Raw genomic sequence first — 21419 nt, forward strand, 5'->3', positions numbered from 1 at the left:
GCGTGCGATTAGCACTGGTAATAAAGAAAGGTGCCTAAGTGTTCCTTCTAACTCCGACAGGAGCCAATCGGTGAAAGATTTAATAAAATTTCTAAAAGCGCAAACTAAGACTGAAGAGTTTGATGCGATCAAAATAGCTCTGGCCTCGCCTGATATGATTAGGTCATGGTCTTTCGGTGAAGTAAAAAAACCAGAAACCATTAACTATCGTACTTTTAAGCCTGAACGCGACGGTTTGTTCTGCGCACGTATATTCGGGCCAGTAAAAGATTATGAATGCTTGTGTGGTAAGTATAAACGTTTAAAACATCGCGGCGTAATCTGCGAAAAATGTGGTGTTGAAGTTACTCAAACTAAAGTACGCCGTGAACGCATGGGCCATATAGAACTGGCTTCGCCTACAGCACATATCTGGTTTTTAAAATCTCTTCCCTCCCGTATTGGCCTGCTGCTAGACATGCCACTACGTGATATTGAGCGCGTGCTATATTTCGAATCCTATGTAGTTGTTGAAGGTGGAATAACCAACCTCGAGTGCCGTCAAATCTTGACTGAAGAGCAGTATCTTGACGCCTTGGAAGAGTTTGGTGACGAATTCGAAGCTAAAATGGGCGCTGAAGCTATTCAGACCTTATTAAAAAACATAGACTTAAAACAGGAATGCGATCAACTACGCGAAGAGCTGGAAGAAACCAATTCTGAAACTAAACGTAAAAAATTAACCAAACGCATTAAGTTACTTGAAGCTTTTGTCCATTCTGGCAACAAGCCAGAATGGATGATTATGACGGTTTTACCAGTACTACCTCCTGATCTGCGTCCTCTGGTACCACTAGACGGTGGTCGCTTTGCGACCTCTGATCTAAATGATCTGTATCGTCGCGTGATAAACCGTAATAACCGTCTGAAACGGCTGCTAGATCTAGCCGCGCCGGATATCATAGTACGTAACGAGAAACGTATGCTACAGGAAGCTGTCGATGCCTTGCTAGACAACGGTCGTCGCGGACGCGTCATTACTGGATCAAATAAGCGGCCGCTGAAATCTTTAGCCGATATGATTAAAGGGAAGCAGGGCCGTTTCCGTCAAAATCTGTTAGGAAAACGCGTCGACTACTCTGGTCGTTCAGTTATTACCGTTGGTCCGTACCTTCGTCTGCATCAATGCGGTCTGCCAAAAAAAATGGCGCTGGAGCTTTTTAAACCCTTTATCTATGGTAAGTTACAAATGCGTGATCTCGCTACTACTATCAAAGCCGCCAAGAAGATGGTTGAACGTGAGGAAGCCGTGGTCTGGGATATCCTAGACGAGGTCATTCGTGAGCACCCGGTTATGCTGAACCGAGCACCTACACTACATAGACTGGGAATTCAAGCATTTGAGCCGGTTCTGATAGAAGGTAAAGCGATTCAGCTTCATCCGCTGGTATGCGCGGCTTATAATGCTGACTTCGACGGTGACCAGATGGCGGTGCACGTTCCATTGACGCTAGAGGCCCAGTTAGAAGCGCGTGTTCTGATGATGTCTACTAATAACATTCTATCCCCAGCCAATGGGGAGCCGATCATCGTGCCATCACAGGATGTTGTGTTGGGTCTATATTATATGACCCGCGATCGTGTTAACTGCAAGGGCGAAGGTATGGTGCTAACCGGGCCAAAAGAAGCTGAACGCATTTATCGTTCTGGCGTGGCCGATCTGCATGCACGCGTTAAAGTACGTATTACTGAGCATGATAAGTGCGATAATGGTAAGTGGGTAAAGAACACGCATCTGGTAGAAACGACTATCGGCCGTGCTATTCTTTGGATGATTGTCCCAAAGGGACTGCCATTTTCGCTGGTAGATCAGGCGCTAGGTAAGAAAGCAATCTCCACAATGCTGAATACTTGCTACCGCTTGCTTGGTCTGAAGTCGACCGTAATTTTTGCTGATCAGATCATGTACACCGGATTTACCTACGCTGCCCGTTCCGGCTCATCAGTCGGTATCGATGACATGGTAATCCCAATCAAGAAAGCTGAAATTATTGATGAAGCTGAATCAGAAGTTGCAGAAATTCAAGAACAGTTCCAGTCAGGTCTGGTAACTGCAGGCGAACGTTATAACAAAGTGATCGATATTTGGGCTGCAGCTAACGAGCGTGTCGCTAAGGCAATGATGGATAATTTATCCACAGAAGCCGTATTTAACCGTTACGGCGATGAAGAGCGTCAACTGTCGTTTAACAGTATCTTTATGATGGCTGACTCCGGTGCTCGTGGTTCAGCAGCACAGATTCGCCAATTGGCCGGTATGCGTGGCCTGATGGCTAAACCTGACGGCTCTATTATTGAGACGCCGATTACTGCGAATTTCCGTGAAGGGTTAAACGTGTTACAGTACTTCATCTCCACACATGGAGCGCGTAAAGGTTTAGCTGATACTGCTCTTAAAACTGCTAACTCCGGTTATCTAACTCGCCGTTTAGTTGACGTAGCTCAGGATTTAGTAGTAACTGAAGATGACTGCGGAACCTTTGCTGGTATCATTATGACGCCAGTTATCGAAGGTGGTGATGTAAAAGAGCCGCTTCGCGAACACATATTGGGCCGAGTTACGGCAGAAAATATTTTGCAACCTGGGACCGAAGATATTTTGGTTGAGCGCAATACACTACTGAATGAACAGTTGTGTGATATCCTTGAAGAAAATTCCGTAGATAGCGTCAAAGTTCGTTCTGTTGTAACCTGCGATACGGATTTCGGTGTATGCGTTAATTGCTATGGCCGAGATTTAGCTCGTGGTCATTTAGTTAATAAAGGCGAAGCTATAGGTGTTATCGCTGCACAGTCTATTGGTGAACCCGGCACGCAACTGACTATGCGTACCTTCCACATTGGCGGTGCCGCGTCCCGTGCAGCTGCAGAATCAAGTATTCAGGTAAAAAACAAAGGCACTATTCGTTTGAATAACGCTAAGTTCGTTGTCAACAGCAGCGGTAAACTAGTAATTACCTCACGTAATACCGAATTAAAGCTTGTCGATGAATTTAGCCGTACTAAGGAAAGCTATAGGGTGCCCTACGGGGCCATCATGGACAAAGGTGACGGTGCGGAGACCATAGGAGGGGAAATAGTTGCCAACTGGGATCCACACACCATGCCGGTTATTACCGAGGTTGATGGTTTTATCCGTTTTACCGATATGATAGATGGGCAAACTATTACCCGACAGACCGATGAACTTACAGGTTTGTCTTCTATTGTGGTGCTTGATACTGCTGAACGTACTGGCAGTTGGAAAGATTTGCGGCCGGCGCTGCGTATTGTTGACAAAAACGGTAATAATGTTTTGATCCCAGGTACGGATATACCAGCACAGTATTTTTTGCCAGGCAAAACTATCATTCAGTTGGAAGATGGGGCCAAAATCACTAGCGGTGATACGCTAGCGCGTTTGCCGCAGGAAACTTGCGGTACCAAAGATATCACAGGTGGTCTGCCGCGCGTAGCAGATCTGTTCGAAGCACGTCGACCGAAAGAGCCAGCAATTTTAGCGGAAATCAGTGGTATTATTTCGTTTGGTAAAGATACTAAAGGTAAGCGGCGCCTAATTATCTCGCCGTTGAACAACAGTGATGATTACGAAGAAATGATTCCGAAATGGCGTCAACTAAACGTATTCGAAGGAGAACGCGTTGAACGGGGTGATGTAATTTCTGACGGTCAAGAATCGCCACACGATATTCTACGTTTGCGTGGTGTGCATGCAGTTACTAGCTATATCGTAAACGAAGTTCAGGATGTCTACCGTCTGCAAGGTGTAAAGATTAACGATAAACATATCGAAGTTATCGTTCGTCAGATGTTACGTAAAGCTACCATTACTTGCAGCGGTGGTTCAGATTTTCTAGAAGGTGAGCAGGTAGAATACTCTCGTATCAAGATTGCTAATCGTCAATTAGCCAATGAAGGCAAGTTAAAAGTAAACTATGTGCGCGATCTGTTAGGTATCACCAAAGCTTCATTAGCTACTGAGTCTTTTATCTCAGCAGCTTCTTTCCAGGAAACTACACGCGTGCTAACCGAAGCAGCAGTAGCCGGAAAATTTGATGAACTGCGTGGTCTAAAAGAGAACGTTATCGTTGGCCGGTTAATTCCGGCCGGTACAGGTTACGCTTATCATCAGGAACGCGCCCGTAATCGTCAGCAGAATCAGGCCCCAACCTCGCATCAGATTACCGCTGATGAAGCCTCAGCTAACCTGGCTGAGCTGCTGAACGCAGGTCTGGGCGGTAAATTAGAAAATTAAAGAAACCGCTCACTCTGAGAGCAGTTTTTACTATCTGCTTAGGTACAAAAAACAGTCAATAGTAAGTCAACCACCCCTGAAGCTGCTTAATTTATCCAGCAATAGTGATGCTTGTTGCGCCTGAATAAGGCGCTCAATGCCGCCGCGCGCTAACGTAAGCAGCGCATTAAGCTCCTTTTGGCTGAAATATTCAGTCTCAGCTGTACCCTGCACCTCAATTATGCGACCGTTTTCCATCATAACTACATTCATATCAGTTGCAGCGGCCAAATCTTCTATATATTCTAAATCACAAACAGTTTCACTGGCTACGATGCCAACTGAAATTGCTGCAACGAATCCTTTCATAGGATTCGTTGTTAACTGTCCTTTTTGCTGCATGTTGGTCAAGGCATCAGCTAAAGCAACACATGCTCCTGTGATAGAGGCGGTGCGGGTGCCGCCATCGGCCTGGAGAACATCACAATCCAAGGTAATAGTGTATTCCCTAAGTTTAATTAAATCCACAGCTGCACGCAGCGAACGAGCGATTAACCGTTGTATCTCTAACGTGCGTCCATTTTGTTTACCTTTTACTGCCTCTCGGGTATTTCGTTTATGCGTCGCGCGTGGCAGCATACTATATTCAGCCGTGATCCAACCTTGGCCTTGACCTTTCAGGAAACGCGGTACGCCTGTTTCCACCGAGGCAGTACATAACACACGTGTCTCGCCTAAAGTAATCAGCACCGAGCCTTCGGCGTGTTTAGTAAAATGTCGGGTAATAGTTACCGGGCGTATTTGCTGTACACTTCTACTTGCAGGGCGCATTTTAGGTTCTCCTTAATAATACATATAATAATACATATTATCGCCTAATGCCTATTTTATTAAACTATGATAAGTTATATACTATAATATTAATTATTAATAATAGGTGTGTTTATGATCAGTAGTATGACTGCTTTTACCAGGCGTAACATTACGCACACTTGGGGTAAGATTACCTGGGAACTACGCTCGGTTAATCAGCGCTATCTGGAAATCTATATTCGGTTACCGGAGCAGTTTCGTAGTTTAGATCCTATAATACGCGAACGTATCCGCTTAAGTTTGACACGCGGAAAAGTGGAATGTAATTTATATTTTGATACTAATGTAACTACACAAAATACGCTGATTTTTAATGAAAAACTAGCTAAAGAATTAATTAAAACCGCGCAATGGGTAAAAATACAAAGCGACGAAGGCGAAATTGATCCTCTGGATATTTTGCGATGGCCAGGAGTAATGACTCCCTTAGAGCAGGATTTAGATACCATTAGTACGGAGCTATTATCAGGTTTTGATAATGTTTTAAATGATTTTCTCAGTGCCCGAGAAATGGAAGGTAATGCGCTAAAAATACTTATTGAACAACGTCTATTCAGTGTTATTGCTGAAGTAGCTAAAGTTCGACAGCAGATGCCGGATATTTTAGTGTGGTATCGTGAACGTTTGTTAAACAAACTAGCTGACGTTAAAGTTAAGTTAGAGAGTAATCGTCTTGAACAAGAACTAGTTATGCTAGCTCAGCGTATCGATATTACAGAAGAGCTAGATCGTTTGGATGTTCATGTGAAAGAAACCTATCAGGTTTTAACCACAAAAGACGTAGTAGGCCGCAGATTAGATTTTATTATGCAGGAACTTAACCGCGAAGCTAATACTTTAGCATCAAAATCAGTTAACGCTTATATCACAGCCTGTGCGATTGAACTTAAAGTACTAATTGAACAAATGCGTGAACAGATTCAAAATATAGAATAAAATTATCAGCAATTTAGTAATTATTAGTTACTATAGCGCAATATATAGCGCAATATATAGCGCTACTGTATAACAGTCAGTAATCTAAGACAAGCCAAGCTTAGTTTGGCGTAGGTATTAGTCTTCATTGATTCTGCTAGCCACAGCTCACTGCTAACGAAGAGCGTCCATTTAACCAGCCACTAAGTCATCGGTGAATATCACTGATTCAAGCGCTACTAAAAGTAGCTAACTCAATTTTTTTGACCATTAAGATCAATATAAGATCAATAAAAAAGTTAATTATATTTTTATGTGGAAGTCTTAAAAAGAATAAAGAATGAAGTTAAGTGAATTAACTTAATTTTTTATTAAAATCTACCAAATACTACTCTGGTAGTATATGTATTATATATAATATATAAAATAAATTTATCCAATAACTTTATTATAATTACTTCATAACTTAAAATAGCTGTATAAAATCTATAATATTAAATATAGTTTTATTATTTTTTTTGACAACTTATATAAGTTAATCTACTGCTGCAGCGCGCAAATAATAGATGATAGTCAACTAAACTGCTAGTTATTTATTATTAAAATAAATATATTAACGAGCGAATTAATTAAACTTATTGGCGCAAAAAGCTTGCGCTTGCATCTAGAGCAAGATATAGTATTACTACTAGAGTAGTATGTAATTATTTATACTCAAGATAGTAAGTATAACGACTATCTATAAATACTAAACTGATGCGGGAATAGCTCAGTGGTAGAGCACAACCTTGCCAAGGTTGGGGTCGCGAGTTCGAGTCTCGTTTCCCGCTCCAAAAATTAAGTTTTTTTCTGATATCTGATAAGATTAATCTGCAGGTAATTGTCTACTAGTTAGTAGAACCACAGCTAATAACTGCTACCAAGCACCATTGTTCTCGTTCGAGAACCTGACTGTCCTGTTCGCTAATACTGGAGCTACACGAGAAAAAGTCAATTCTTAATCCTTACTCATACGATCAAATTCATTACTCAAATGCTCTGACTGCTATCTAGCAATCAGACCTAAAAAACGTCACAATAGCATTATTCAGCCCCATACTAGGAAAACTGCTCGTTTTTCTCAATGTCAATACCAGCGGGCTTTAAAGTTACTGTTTACTGGCTCTTTTCTAGAAAGAAAAAGACAAGGGTCCTCGCGCAACAGCTCTCACTAAATGATGCAACCTCCTGTGCTGGCTATGTAGTTGGCGCTACAGCCTATAGTAGTAAAATAAAATCAGGATACGCGGTGACTTCTTGCCGAAGTTATCTCAATTTGAGAATCATGCGTTTAACGCATAGAAACTAGATATGAAAAACCAATTAATAGCATTACCGGATGCAGTTGCAACCTGCAAACTAGGCGCAGTACTTGCTGTTGCATGTCGACAGCCCTGCGTAATTTATCTTTATGGAAATCTTGGCGCCGGTAAGACCACTTTTTGTCGGGGTTTTTTACGCGCGCTGGGATATACAGGGAATGTAAAAAGTCCTACTTATACCTTAGTTGAGTCTTACTATTTACCAGACTGGACAGTCTATCATTTTGATCTTTATCGTCTGACTAGACCGGAGGAGTTAGAATTGATAGGTGTGCAGGAATATTTCGATAATAGCGCCTTCTGTTTGGTAGAATGGCCTCAGAGTGGAGAGGGATTTCTGCAGCCTGCAGATATTAGCTTGACGCTGCACTATCTGAGTAATGGCCGTGAATTACAAGCACAAGCCTTTAGCGCCACCGGTGCGTTAATTTTGGAGAAGCTCGCTTTTAAGCAGGAAAGAAGATATTAGTTATGACGCTGAAGTTCAGGGTATGGTTGGCGCTAGTTATGTATCTGATCGTAGGTAAAACTACGACAGCAACACTCATTGATATTAAAATTGTTAATCTTGATAATCAATCTATTGTCAACCTTTTTCTTAAGAAAAAGCCTATTTATGACTTGTTTTCACTGCATAATCCCGAACGTATGGTAGTAGATATCTACCAAAACGGTAAGATCATATCTGGGTTACCGGTTAATTTTAATAGCGATAACGTGATTAAACGAATAAAGACTAGCACTCCAGTTGATAAACAAAAAAGTTCACGGCTCGTATTCGAGCTAAACCGTAAATCAAGTATATATGCCGCGATACGACAGGTTGGTGGGCGCTATAATGTTGTTTTTACTGTTACCAGCCCGCGACAACTTGCTGTCACATCACGTTCTCGCATTAAAACAGCAATACAGTCATCGCCGCCGTCCTCGCCCACAATCTTGGCGAGGATCCCGTTTAGTAAGCCTCGTAGTGGTCTACTGGAAGTAGGCTCTGAACCAGTGGTAGTAGCCATTGATGCTGGTCATGGCGGCCATGATCCAGGAGCAACCGGTCCTAATGGATTACATGAAAAAAACGTGACCATCGCTATTGCACACAAGCTAAAAGTACTCCTGGATAGAGATCCGATGTTCAAACCAGTGTTAACCCGCGATGGAAATTATTTTATCTCGGTTATAGATCGGTCAGATTTTGCACGCAAAAATGGCGCTAGCGTGTTAATATCAATTCACGCTGACGCTACACCTAACCGCCGTGCCAGCGGGGCATCAGTATGGGTGTTATCGAACCAACGCGCTAATAGCGAAATGGCTAACTGGCTAGAGCAGCATGAAAAACAATCCGAGCTACTGGGCGGTGCCGGTAATTGGTTGGCTCAGGCTAATCCCGACCTTAGTCAAGCTGTGCTCGATCTACAGTTTAGTAATTCGCAGCGAGTGGGATATGATATTGCGGTGAAAATACTTAGTCAATTAAACCGTATCGGTGCAATACACAAACTTCGACCTGAGCACGCTAGTTTAGGCGTACTGCGTTCTCCTGATATTCCATCTCTGCTAGTAGAAACTGGTTTTATTAGTAACCATCAAGAAGCACGGTTACTCGGTAACCGTGCTTACCAGGATAAAATCGCCAACGCCATTCATGTAGGGCTTCGAACTTATTTTCTGGCGCATCCGCTACAAACCAGTCCGAAGTTAAAAAATCAGCAACAGGTAGTTAGTTCAGCGGCCGATGCTAGGTCTGCTAATAACAACCGGTCGGTGGTGCAATCAATTGGTATTATGGTGTCATCTGACGCTAGCCACACCGTTGTAGACGGTGAGACGCTGTTCGGCATAACCCGTTATTATGGCATTAGCATGAAGTCGTTTCGCGCACTAAATAACCTTAAAAAAGACCACATCTGGACTGGTCAACGACTGAGAATACCATCCACTGGCATCCTCCCTACCTATGCAGCTTCGCTTGCTAACGTGCGCCGACATAAGGTGGTACGTGGCGATACCTTAACATCTATCGCAAATAAATATGACATCTCCATCGGTGCCATCAGGCAGGCTAATAAAATAAAAATAAATAATTTGATGCTTGGACAGATGTTAACTATACCGCCAGCTTGAAACGAGGAAACTCGATTATTATGCCTATTCAAGTATTACCGCCACAGCTCGTAAATCAAATCGCCGCCGGTGAAGTGGTGGCGCGTCCTGCTTCAGTAGTTAAAGAACTGGTAGAAAACAGCCTTGATGCCGGTGCAACCAATATTAAAATAGATATCGAGCGGGGTGGGTCAAAACGTATCAGCATACGGGATAACGGTAGTGGTATTCATAAAAATGAACTAGTGCTGGCATTAGCACGCCACACAACTAGCAAAATTGCCAGCCTGGAAGATTTTGAACGTATTACAAGTATGGGTTTTCGCGGCGAGGCACTGGCTAGCGTTAGCTCCGTATCTCGACTTATGTTGACATCACGAACCGTTATACAAAACGAAGCCTGGCAGGCATATACTGAAGGTTATAATTTATCGATTGCTCTCAAGCCAACTGCTCATCCGGTGGGTACTACGGTTGACGTGCTAGATCTATTTTATAACATGCCAGCGCGTCGTAAATTTATGCGTACTGAAAAAACTGAATTTACACATATTGACGAAGTCGTGCGCCGCATTGCACTGGCCCGATTCGATGTTACCTTTAGCTTACAACATAATGGTAAAATAGTGCGCCAATATCGTGCGGTGGACCAGCAAAGTCAGCAGCATCTACGCAGATTAAGTAGTTTATGTGGTCAGGCGTTTGTTGATTGTGCTCTTGCCGTGTCGGAGCAACAAGGTGATCTGGCTATCCGAGGCTGGATAGCAGATCCTACTGGCATAGAGAGGCCCGAGATGCAATATAGCTATGTAAATCTGCGTATGATACGTAACAATTTAATCAATCATGCTATTCGGCAGGCTTATGATCAGTATCAACTCACTGGTGCGCAGCAGCCAGCCTTCGTGCTGTTTCTCGATGTCGATGCTCATCAAGTAGACGTTAATGTCCATCCCACTAAACATGAGGTACGGTTTCACCAGGCACGTCTAGTACATGACTTCATTTATCGGGCAATATTGCCTATTTTACAGCAAACTTACTCTCTCAAGTTGCCCCTAAACAAAGAAAACTTGATGAGTGGTCAGCACGCGGCTAAGAAGCTTCAGGCGTCAGTAAATAATAATTACTTTAGAGCTTTACGAGCTTCAATTCATCAGCCGGTGGCTGTCAGAAAAATAGTAGACTTATCGCCAATGCATGATGCCATGTCGGGACATGCAGTATTGTTGACTAAAAATATCCCAAGGCAGGCTCCTAACGAGGGAGGAGTTGATAACCTTCAGCTCGAGATCGTTAGTGCCAAAAGGGGGAAAAAAGAGCTGCCGCGCTATAAATCTAGTAGCGCGGAGCCGTCGTGTGCATATGATAGAAAAAACTATCAGCGTAAAAATAAAAAAAATAAAAAGGATGTTGAGCATACTGCAGGTGCAGCGCATAACTTATCTTGTACGCGCTCTACAATCAGTACTACGCCGATGACAGCAGTAAATCTGCACAGCTTTGGTCAAGTTTTGACATTAGTGTCGCCCCATTATGGACTGTTGAAGTCGGGGAAAAACCTTATGCTGCTCTCGCTACCAGTAGCAGAACGCTGCCTACTCGAGCACAAATTAACACCAGATAGGGAACCTCTCCGCGCTCAACCACTGCTTATTCCTTTGCATATGACATTGCGCGAGGAAGAAGCAGTAGCGCTTAGTAATTATCAGTCTTTACTGCAAGATATGGGCCTGACTGTGCAGGGATATCTTAAACAGATTACTGTAAATTCAGTACCTTTACCATTACGTAAGCAAAATTTACAAAGCTTAATTCCAGACCTATTAGGCTACCTATACAGTAAAGCTTTAGTAACCCATAATGAAGTTGCAGCCTGGCTTTCCCGCCGGCTACAACTGGAGACTATCGTCTGGAGCCATTCCCGGGCGATACAATTGCTTGCCGATATGGAGCGGCTTTGTCCTCATTTGATTCAAAACCCGCCAGATAAACTGCTAGTTACACTAGATCTTAAAGCAGCTATTAAAGCTCTAAACCATGACTAAAACCCGTCCACAAGCAATTTTTCTGATGGGGCCAACAGCCTCTGGAAAGACCGCACTCGCGCTAGCTTTGCGTAAATTTCTTCCGGTGGAAATAGTAAGCGTAGATTCTGCATTAATTTATCGCGGTATGGATATTGGTACGGCCAAGCCTAGCGCCGATGAGTTGGCACAGGGACTGCATCGCCTGATAGATATCCGAGATCCTGCGGAGTTTTATTCAGTGGCAGAATTTTGCCGTGATGCGCTTAAGGAAATGGCAGAAATCACAGAAATCGGTCGTATACCTTTGTTGGTAGGTGGAACTATGCTTTACTTCAAGGCGCTTCTAGAAGGCTTATCCCCTTTACCCTCAGCAGATCCTATTGTACGCATGCGTCTTCAACATGAGGCAAAAAAAAAGGGGTGGCCAGCACTGCACCAGCAGTTGCAACAGATTGATCCGATTGCAGCAAATCGGATTCATCCTCATGATTCGCAGAGACTATCTCGGGCACTAGAAGTTTTTTTTGTTGTAGGTAACACTCTAACGGAACTAATAAAAATATCTGGTGAAGCTCTAGCGTATCAAGTACATCAATTTGCTCTTGCTCCGCTTGATCGCGGATTGCTGTACCAGCGTATTGAGCGTCGCTTTCATCATATGTTAGCTGCTGGTTTCGAGCAAGAGGTTAGTAGACTGTTTGCTAACAGTAATCTTAATAGGGCAATGCCATCCCTACGTTGCGTAGGCTACCGCCAGATGTGGTCATATCTAGCCGGGGAGATTGATTATGATTACATGGTATATCGTGGCATTGTCTCGACCAGACAACTCTCCAAACACCAGCTTACATGGCTGCGGAGATGGCACAACGTTCATTGGCTAGACAGCGATAAACCTACTACGGCCATTGATCGTGTATTACAAGTTATTCGTGCCTAGGTTAGTTGATTGATTATGTTTAATTTAGCTGAACAAGCTTGTTTTTTACAATTATTATTTTTTTAGGACTACATGGTTCTTTTTACATACAAAAGAGCTTATATTATAAGGAATATATAAAATGGCTAAGGGGCAATTTTTACAAGATCCGTTCTTGAACACGCTGCGTCGTGAGCGTGTTTCTGTTTTTATTTATTTAGTAAATGGCATTAAACTACAGGGCCAGATTGAATCTTTTGATCAGTTTGTCATTTTGCTAAAAAACACGGTCAGCCAGATGGTATATAAACATGCTATTTCTACCGTGGTACCAACACGTCCCGTACCGCATCGTCTAGGACAGAGCACTCAGTAGAAGAATAAAACGGGGTTTTGTTGACCATTTTTTATTTTAGCGTTCTTATGATGTTGTTGAGGAGGAACAAGAATTAAAGTCACAATTAAAGTCACATGGAGCTAACATATGGCTTGGAATAAGCCTGGTAATAACGGACATGACCGCGATCCGTGGGGAAGCACCAATAATAGTGGCAACTCAAGCGAAAATAAAAAAAGCGGCCACGACCAAGGTCCTCCTGATCTAGATGATATCTTCCGCCAGCTCAGCCACAAGCTGAGCTGGTTAAGTCGTAAAGGTAATAACGTCGGCAAGCCGGGAAAAAGTAGTCGTTATATCTTCCTGGCAGTTGTCGTTGTAATTTTAATTTGGGCTGGTAGCGGTCTTTATACTATTAAAGAGGCTGAACGTGGGGTGGTGTTACGTTTCGGTAAATTCCATCATTTAGTTCAGCCTGGTCTGAACTGGAAGCCAACTTTTATCGATACTGTTACAGTCGTTAATGTAGAATCTGTACGTGAACTAGCTGCTTCCGGCGTAATGTTGACTTCCGACGAGAACGTGGTGCGCGTAGAGATGAATGTGCAGTATCGCGTCACTGATCCAGAACGCTATCTGTTTAGCGTCACTAACGCCGATGATAGCCTGCGCCAGGCTACTGATAGCGCCCTGCGCGGCGTTATAGGGAAATACACTATGGATCGTATTTTGACCGAAGGTCGCACGGTAGTACGTAGCAATACGCAGCGTGTTCTAGAAGAAACTATGCAGCCTTATAATATGGGAATTACGTTGTTAGACGTTAATTTACAGGCGGCGCGGCCACCAGAGGAAGTTAAGGCTGCCTTTGATGACGCTATTGCCGCAAGAGAAAACGAACAACAATATATCCGCGAAGCGGAGGCATACGCCAATGAAGTACAGCCGCGCGCTAATGGTCAGGCGCAGCGTGTTCTAGAAGAGGGGCGCGCTTATAAAGCCCGTACCATCCTAAAAGCTCAGGGGGAAGTCCAGTGCTTCGTTAAGGTATTACCAGAATATAAAGCAGCGCCAGAAATTACCCGTAAACGTCTCTACATCGACGCTATGGAGCGGTTATTAAGTAACACAAGCAAAATTTTGATTAACGATAAGATTAGCAAAAATCTTATGGTGCTGCCACTGGAACAAATACTGCGTAATGCTCCCAGGAGTCACGTTAAACTAAATTCGGCAACTGATGCGCTTAATCTGCGGCAGCTACCTTCTTCCGGGGGGAAGAGCAGCGCCACTTCGAGTATTAACGCAAACAGTAAAGTTAGCAGTAATTTTATGGATCAACGACTGGCCAATGCACAGCGAGATGATACTGTGCGCGAAGGGAGAGATAACTAATGCATAGGCATAAGAAGCCTGCAATGTTTCTTGTTGTTTTAGTACTGGTGGTATTGTATGCATCACTGTTTGTGGTACAGGAAGGCCAGCGTGGTATCGTTCTACGCTTTGGTAAGGTATTACGCGATAGTAATAAAAAGCCATTAATTTACAATCCTGGCCTACACGTGAAAATTCCGTTTATTGAAATGTTAAAAAACTTGGATGCGCGTATTCAGACTATGGAAAACCAGGCTGATCGCTTTGTAACCATGGAAAAAAAAGATCTTATTGTAGACTCATATATTAAATGGCAGATTAGCGATTTTAGTCGTTATTACTTGGCCACCGACGGAGGAGATGTGTTGCAGGCAGAGGTCTTAATGAAACGTAAATTTTCTGACCGTCTGCGTTCTGAGCTTGGCCGGATGGATGTAAAGGGTATCGTGACAGATTCCCGTAACCGCCTGATGACCGATTTGCGCGAGGCACTCAATAACGGTACGTCTGGTGATGATAAGACGCAAGCTACCGCAGCAGATAATGCCATTGCTTCCGCTGCCGCGCGTGTAGAGCGTGAGACCAACGGACTGCAACAAGCGGTAAATCCTAACAGCATGGCTGCGTTGGGTATTAAGGTGGTTGATGTGCGAATAAAGCAGATAAACTTGCCGACTGAAGTATCTGATGCTATTTATCAGCGCATGCGTGCGGAGCGTGAAGCTGTCGCTCGACGTCATCGTTCACAGGGCCAGGAAGAAGCAGAAAAGCTGCGCGCAGCGGCAGATTATGAAGTAACTTATACATTAGCTGAGGCCGAGCGTCAGGCGCTGATTACACGTGGCGAAGCAGATGCCCAGACCGCTCAACTTTATTCTGAAGCCTTTAGTAAGGAACCGTTGTTTTATAACTTTATCCGCAGTCTTCGAGCCTATGAAAATAGTTTTAACGGCCATAACGATGTTATGGTGCTAAACCAGGAAGACGATTTCTTCCGTTTTATGAAATCACCAGAAGATACGGTGGCCATCCGTCCGTAAAGGTACGCTACTTTTATAGCGTTTCGGCTTAGTAGTTGTTGTCTATTAGATCTTATCTATTTTTTGTTAGCAGATGCAGCTATAGTGCCACTTATAGTGCAACTTTGATTGCGTCGCTAAAAAGTTGTGTTAACCGGCGAAAAGTACTGAAAGTAGTAGATTAGAGTGATACAATTATCTTTTGAGCAATCGGTTAAATTTAAGATAAAAAATGAGTAAAAACGTTGTCGTATTAGGTACTCAATGGGGTGATGAAGGTAAAGGCAAGGTTGTCGATCTACTTACTGACCGGGCTAAATATGTTATCCGCTATCAGGGAGGGCATAATGCCGGTCATACGTTAGTTATCAACGGTAAGAAAACCGTTCTTCATTTGATTCCTTCTGGCATTTTACGTAAAAATGTTATCAGTATTATCGCTAACGGTGTGGTCTTATCGCCGGAAGCTCTGATAAAAGAAATGAGTGAACTGGAAGCTCGGGGTATCCCAGTACGCGAGCGTATGCTAATTTCTGAATCTTGTCCGTTGATTCTTTCCTATCATGTGGCTATGGACAGAGCGCGCGAAAATGCTCGCGGCGCTAAAGCTATTGGCACTACCGGCAGCGGAATTGGCCCGGCTTATGAGGATAAAGTTGCGCGTCGCGCGCTGCGCGTTGGTGATCTTTTTAATAAAGATACTTTTGCTGCCAAGCTTAAGGAAGTCGTAGATTACTATAATTTCCAACTGATACATTGTTACTCTGCTGAGGCAGTAAATTATCAAACAGTCCTGGATGATATCCTAGCCGTATCCGATATACTTACCGGTATGGTGGTCGATGTTTCCGACCTGCTCGATAATGCGCGTAAATGCGGCGAGTTGATGATGTTTGAAGGCGCTCAGGGAACCCTGCTGGATATCGATCATGGTACCTATCCGTACGTCACCTCATCTAACACCACAGCAGGTGGGGTCTCTACTGGCTCCGGTCTTGGTCCCCGCTACGTAGATTACGTGTTAGGCATTGTTAAGGCATATTCTACCCGTGTTGGCTCAGGACCTTTTCCTACGGAGCTTTTCGATGACACCTGTGAATTCTTGTGCGTCAAAGGCAATGAGTTCGGAACCACCACCGGCCGCCGTCGTCGTATTGGCTGGCTTGATGCGGTAGCGGTACGCCGCGCGGTGCAACTAAACTCTCTTTCAGGTTTATGTCTGACGAAGCTCGACGTTCTAAACGGTTTGACTGAAGTAAAGATCTGTACTGCCTATCGGCTCTCTGACGGCAAATTAGTAGAAACTACTCCGCTTGTGGCGGAAACTTGGGAAGGCATCGAGCCAGTGTATGAAACATTACCAGGCTGGAGTGAGAACCTTTTGGGCATAAAGCAACTAGGCGCGCTGCCTGAGGCAGCGCGCCGTTATATCAAACGTATTGAAGAGGTGACTGGTGTATCGGTGGATATCGTCTCAACCGGTCCGGACCGTAGTGAAACCATGATTTTACGCGATCCGTTTGACGTCTGACATCAACTAGCGTGATAAAGCTAACATTACAAGACCGGGTACGTCCCGGTTTATTTATTATATATATTTATTAAGTTGATATCTTCATTATATCTTCATAAAATTATTTTTTTTATTAACGATACATTACCACCGTCGTATGGTCCAGCCGGTAATAATATCGCTTATTCTACTTTGGAAATTTTGGAGGTAGCCTAATAATGTCCCAAGATCCCTTTATAGAAAGGGAAGCAGAAAAATATACGCTCCCAGTTCCCAGCCGGGAATTTATCCTCAATCATTTAGCTAAACGGGAAAATCCCGTCAGCCGTAAGGAATTGGCACAAGAACTAGACATTAGCGGCGAAGACCAGTTGGAAGGTTTACGTCGCCGTTTACGAGCCATGGAAAGAGATGGGCAATTAATTTATACCAGTCGGCAGTGTTATGTACTGCCGAAAATGCGCGATTTACTGCGTGGTACGGTCATTGGCCATCGTGATGGTTTTGGTTTTCTACGCATAGAAGGCAGTAAGAACGATTATTATTTATCTATTGAACAAATGAACCTAGCTATTCACGGTGATATCGTTTTGGCTCATACTCATGGCTCGGACCGTAAAGGACGCCGAGAGGCACGCATTATTCGGGTTCTTGTGCCGCAAACCAGCAAAATCGTAGGCCATTTTTTTACAGCTGCCGGTAGCGCTTTTGTGGTCCCTGAAGATAGCCGCCTAAGTTTTGATATTTTTATTCCGCCTGAAGCAACCCAGGGGGCCTATATGGGATTTGTCGTAGTGGTAGAACTGATCCAGCGTCCGACCAGGCGCACTAAAGCTATCGGTAAAGTAGTAGAAGTGCTTGGCAATAATATAGATACTAATATGGTGATAAATATTGCGCTACGCACCCACAATATTCCCTACGTTTGGCCACAGGAAGTCGAACAGCAATTAGCTAGTTTACAAAAAGAAATACCGAAGATAACCAAGAGTGAGCGCGTCGATTTACGTACGCTCCCCCTTATGACCATTGATGGCGAAGATGCGCTCGATTTTGATGACGCGATATACTGTGAGAAAAACCGCAGCGGTGGTTGGCGTCTATGGGTAGCTATTGCTGATGTTAGCTATTATGTACGCTCTAATACGCCGTTAGACCAGGAAGCTAGCCGACGTGCCATGTCTGTTTATTTCCCATCGCAGGTGGTGATACCGATGTTGCCTGAGGTGCTATCCAACGACTTATGTTCGCTAAATCCGCAGGTTGATAGACTTTGTATGGTTTGCGAGATGACTATCTCTGCCCATGGTAGGCTTTCTTCTTACAAATTTTATGAAGCGGTGATTAATTCCCATGCTCGACTTACTTATAGTCGAGTTTGGGATATTTTGCAGGGCAAAAATGATCTGTGCGCTTATGAAGCTTCAATTGAAGCTTCAATTATTAAAGCGCTAAAGCAACTGCATGAGATGTACAAAATCCTGAAACAGGATAGGCTACGGCGCGGTGGTATCTGTTTTGAAACCGAGGAAGCAAAATTTATTTTCAATACAGAGCGACGCATTGAGCGTATTGAGTCTGTGAAAAGCAATGATGCCCATAGAATAATAGAGGAGTGTATGATTCTCGCAAATATTGCCGCGGCCCGTTTTGTAGAGAAAAAAAGAGAGCCAGCGCTTTATCGCGTGCACGACCGGCCAAGTAACAATCATCTCATGTCATTGCGCACAGTATTGGGCCAATTAGGTCTTTCTTTGGACGGAGGTGACAAACCTGAGCCAAAAGATTATGCAAAGATAATGAATATTATAGCCGGCCGGTCAGATTATGAGATGCTGCAAACCATGCTGCTACGATCGATGAAACAGGCAATTTATGATCCTGAAAATCGCGGCCACTTTGGATTAGCATTACAGGTATATGGGCATTTTACCTCCCCGATACGTCGGTATCCAGATTTAGTATTGCACCGGGCTATTAAATATCTGCTCTATCGAAAAAATCATAAAAATAATAATGAAGTAGAAGTTCGCGCTACCCCAAATGGAGGCTGGCATTACGAATTAGAAGAGCTATTACAGCTTGGCCAGCAATGTTCTCTTAGTGAGCGCCGTGCAGATGACGCGACCAGGGATGTATCGGATTGGCTGAAATGCGACTTTATGCAAGATTATCTTGGTAAGATATTTAGCGGTATTATCACTAGCGTCACAAGTTTCGGGTTCTTTGTACGCCTCAATAAGCTATTTATCGACGGGCTAGTGCATGTTTCCTCGCTGGATAATGACTATTACCGCTATGACAACATCGGCCAGCGGATCATCGGTGAATCTAGTGGAAGAGTTTATCAGCTGGGAGATGCGGTGGTAATCCGTATCGAGGCAGTACATATGGATGAACGCAAAATAGATTTTTTTGTAATTTCAGATCGCTTTCAGCAACGCTGTTTCGGTAAGACCATACGCCAGCATCAGCAGCAAAATACACACAGCGGCAATAAAGATAAAAAAAATGTCGCGGCGACAACATCAGCCTACCAACGTTGAATCTGGTCGCAAGCAAAGAAAATGATAAGCTCGTTTTCTCTTTCGGCCAACTTAGCTAGTATGCGGGGCACGGTCAAACTGCTACAGCAGTCAAACCTGTTGCCGAGAATTAGTTACTGTTAGTAACATTCGCAAAATAGCCGTTCAGTACTGTTCACAATAAAAAAATATGAGCGAAATAATTTACGGTATTCATGCTATACAGGCTTTGCTGGAACGCGATCAGCAATGTTTTCTAGATATTTATCTTTTAAAAGGGCGTAAAGATCGCCGCCTGCAGCTACTAATCAAACAATTAGAGCAGTTGGGTATTGTTATCAAAATAACTAGTCGTCAGTGGCTAGATAAGAAGGTTAAGGGTGCAGTTCATCAGGGTATCATAGCCCGAGTACAGTCAAGGAAGCAGTATCAGGAGAATGATTTACTTCCTCTGCTGATTACGCGACAGGCCGCACCACTACTGCTAGTACTTGACGGCATCACTGATCCCCATAACCTAGGCGCATGTTTGCGTTGCGCTGATGCTGCCGGGGTACATGCCGTTATAGTACCCAATGACAGATCAGCTCAATTGAATGCCACCACCAAGAAAGTGGCTAGCGGTGCTGCAGAGACTGTACCGCTAATTCGTGTTACAAATTTAGTACGTACTCTGCGCCTATTAAAGCATCATCAAGTATTGATTGTTGGTACCACCATAGAAGCTGACCAAAATATTTATCAGAGTAACCTAAACGGGCCGCTGGCGCTAGTAATAGGCGCAGAAGGCAAGGGTATGCGTCGCCTAACCCGTGAACATTGCGATAAGCTTATCAGTATTCCTATGGTTGGGACGGTTTCATCTCTCAATGTGTCTGTTGCTACTGGAGTATGCCTGTTTGAAGCCATACGGCAACGGAGCCAACAATAGGCAACAAGAAGTTATATGTAAGTAATAATTTAAAGGATGCAAAATTTAAAACCTTCTGGTATTATAGAAGATGATTTATTACTAGTTATAAATAGTCTCTCTACTTTGTTAAGGTAGAGAGCAATTGTGGGTAATTAGTAGTCAGTTATAACAAATAATTTGTTATAATCTTTTTTTTTGACCATAAACTTATTAAGTTTCACGTTCCTTGCTTCCCTGCCCAAAGTTGTCCTCTGGACAGGAGGCTGAATAATCCGTAAGGAGCAGTTCTGTGCGTCATTATGAAATAGTTTTTATGGTACATCCTGATCAAAGCGAACAAGTTGCTAGCATGATCGAACGCTACATTGCACTTATTACTAGCGCTGCAGGTAAGATCCATCGCCTAGAAGATTGGAACCGTCGTCAGCTAACTTACCCAATCAATAAACTGCACAAAGCTCACTATGTTCTGTTAAACATAGAAGCTTCACAGGAATTAATCGACGAGCTAGAGACCTCTTTCCGCTTCAACGATGCAGTAATTCGCAGCATGATTATGCGTGTTAAACACGCAGTGACTGAAGCGTCTCCAATGGTAAAATTGAAAGATGAACGCCGTGAGCGCCGTGAAGACTTCGTTACTGAGAGCACTGAAGACTCTGATGCTAGTAGAAATACTAAAGCAGAATAGATATAATAGATGATGACGGTGAACCGTCTGATGCTGTCAGGCACCGTGTGCATGGTACCAATCCGCACGGTAAGCCCGTTAGGTATTCTCCATTGCCAGTTTATGCTTGAGCATCGTTCTGTACAGCAGGAAGCTGGTTTTTCACGACAGGCATGGTGCCGTGTGCCTGTAGTAGTTATTAGTAAACAACAAAATCTCGATATTACTAACAGTATAAAGATCGGTGTGCAGATTAGCGTGCAGGGCTTTATGAGTTGCCATCAGGGGCGTAATGGACTCAGTAAGCTTGTTCTGCATGCTGAGCAGGTAGATTTTATAAAATCTGGAGACTAGCTCTATGGTAAGTTATGTTCGTCGTCGTAAATTCTGCCGCTTCACCGCAGAAGAAGTTGCTGAAATAGACTATAAAGATATCACTATGCTGAAAAACTATATAACTGACAGCGGTAAAATTGTCCCGAGCCGGATTACCGGTACTCGCGCCAAATATCAACGGCAGTTAGCCCGTGCGATTAAGCGGGCACGCTACCTTTCTCTCTTGCCATATACTGATCATCATAATTAATTATTAGT

Annotated in this window: 16 protein-coding genes and 1 tRNA gene; 16 read left to right on the plus strand and 1 reads right to left on the minus strand. The window is 43.6% G+C overall.

What is annotated here, in order from left to right:
* Window positions 1-70: 70 nt before the first annotated feature.
* Window positions 71-4294, plus strand: coding sequence for a DNA-directed RNA polymerase subunit beta' (gene rpoC / locus A4A70_RS02285; protein ID WP_067568059.1), 4224 nt, complete (start codon window positions 71-73; stop codon window positions 4292-4294).
* A gap of 66 nt (window positions 4295-4360) precedes the next feature.
* Here the strand turns inward: rpoC and rph are convergent, their stop codons facing one another.
* A complete protein-coding gene (gene rph, locus A4A70_RS02290) occupies window positions 4361-5104 on the minus strand; it encodes a ribonuclease PH (protein ID WP_067568061.1) in 744 nt (247 codons plus the stop codon).
* A 114-nt stretch (window positions 5105-5218) separates the two neighbouring features.
* Here rph and A4A70_RS02295 point away from each other — a divergent pair, with 114 nt between their 5' ends.
* The 15 genes from A4A70_RS02295 to rpsR all read left to right on the plus strand — a co-directional run bounded on the left by A4A70_RS02295 (window position 5219) and on the right by rpsR (window position 21411).
* Window positions 5219-6082, plus strand: coding sequence for a YicC/YloC family endoribonuclease (locus A4A70_RS02295; protein ID WP_067568063.1), 864 nt, complete (start codon window positions 5219-5221; stop codon window positions 6080-6082).
* Window positions 6083-6819: 737 nt separating this feature from the next.
* Window positions 6820-6894, plus strand: a tRNA-Gly gene (locus A4A70_RS02300).
* A gap of 517 nt (window positions 6895-7411) precedes the next feature.
* Window positions 7412-7891, plus strand: coding sequence for a tRNA (adenosine(37)-N6)-threonylcarbamoyltransferase complex ATPase subunit type 1 TsaE (gene tsaE, locus A4A70_RS02305; RefSeq protein ID WP_067568065.1), 480 nt, complete (start codon window positions 7412-7414; stop codon window positions 7889-7891).
* Window positions 7892-7893: 2 nt separating this feature from the next.
* The gene (amiB, locus tag A4A70_RS02310) at window positions 7894-9546 is read left to right on the plus strand and encodes an N-acetylmuramoyl-L-alanine amidase AmiB (RefSeq protein ID WP_067568067.1); all 1653 of its coding nucleotides are present in this window, start codon (window positions 7894-7896) and stop codon (window positions 9544-9546) included.
* Between the two features lie 20 nt (window positions 9547-9566).
* Entirely contained in the window at window positions 9567-11573 is a 2007-nt protein-coding gene (gene mutL / locus A4A70_RS02315; protein WP_067568069.1) for a DNA mismatch repair endonuclease MutL, read from the plus strand.
* The gene (miaA, locus tag A4A70_RS02320) at window positions 11566-12495 is read left to right on the plus strand and encodes a tRNA (adenosine(37)-N6)-dimethylallyltransferase MiaA (RefSeq protein WP_067568071.1); all 930 of its coding nucleotides are present in this window, start codon (window positions 11566-11568) and stop codon (window positions 12493-12495) included. The genes mutL and miaA overlap by 8 nt, the downstream gene beginning before the upstream one ends.
* Window positions 12496-12616: 121 nt before the next feature.
* On the plus strand, window positions 12617-12850 hold the full coding sequence (gene hfq / locus A4A70_RS02325) for an RNA chaperone Hfq (protein ID WP_067568073.1): 234 nt from the start codon (window positions 12617-12619) through the stop codon (window positions 12848-12850).
* A 108-nt stretch (window positions 12851-12958) separates the two neighbouring features.
* Entirely contained in the window at window positions 12959-14206 is a 1248-nt protein-coding gene (gene hflK, locus A4A70_RS02330; RefSeq protein ID WP_067568075.1) for an FtsH protease activity modulator HflK, read from the plus strand.
* 23 nt (window positions 14207-14229) lie between these two features.
* Window positions 14230-15225: a protease modulator HflC gene (gene hflC / locus A4A70_RS02335; RefSeq protein WP_102135157.1), complete on the plus strand. Its 996-nt coding sequence runs from the start codon at window positions 14230-14232 to the stop codon at window positions 15223-15225.
* 211 nt (window positions 15226-15436) lie between these two features.
* A complete protein-coding gene (locus A4A70_RS02340) occupies window positions 15437-16735 on the plus strand; it encodes an adenylosuccinate synthase (RefSeq protein ID WP_067568079.1) in 1299 nt (432 codons plus the stop codon).
* A gap of 200 nt (window positions 16736-16935) precedes the next feature.
* Complete coding sequence (gene rnr / locus A4A70_RS02345) at window positions 16936-19263, plus strand: ribonuclease R (RefSeq protein WP_082798881.1); 2328 nt, start codon at window positions 16936-16938, stop codon at window positions 19261-19263.
* A 169-nt stretch (window positions 19264-19432) separates the two neighbouring features.
* On the plus strand, window positions 19433-20173 hold the full coding sequence (gene rlmB, locus A4A70_RS02350) for a 23S rRNA (guanosine(2251)-2'-O)-methyltransferase RlmB (RefSeq protein ID WP_067568081.1): 741 nt from the start codon (window positions 19433-19435) through the stop codon (window positions 20171-20173).
* 271 nt (window positions 20174-20444) lie between these two features.
* Complete coding sequence (gene rpsF, locus A4A70_RS02355; RefSeq protein WP_067568083.1) at window positions 20445-20846, plus strand: 30S ribosomal protein S6; 402 nt, start codon at window positions 20445-20447, stop codon at window positions 20844-20846.
* 9 nt (window positions 20847-20855) lie between these two features.
* Window positions 20856-21179: a primosomal replication protein N gene (priB, locus tag A4A70_RS02360; protein WP_231908295.1), complete on the plus strand. Its 324-nt coding sequence runs from the start codon at window positions 20856-20858 to the stop codon at window positions 21177-21179.
* A 4-nt stretch (window positions 21180-21183) separates the two neighbouring features.
* Window positions 21184-21411 carry a 30S ribosomal protein S18 gene (gene rpsR, locus A4A70_RS02365; RefSeq protein WP_067568085.1) on the plus strand — a complete coding sequence of 76 codons (228 nt, stop codon included), beginning with the start codon at window positions 21184-21186 and terminating at the stop codon, window positions 21409-21411.
* Window positions 21412-21419: the final 8 nt, after the last annotated feature.

Origin of the sequence: Candidatus Hoaglandella endobia (assembly GCF_900044015.1) — a bacterium.
Lineage (GTDB): Bacteria > Pseudomonadota > Gammaproteobacteria > Enterobacterales > Enterobacteriaceae > Hoaglandella > Hoaglandella endobia.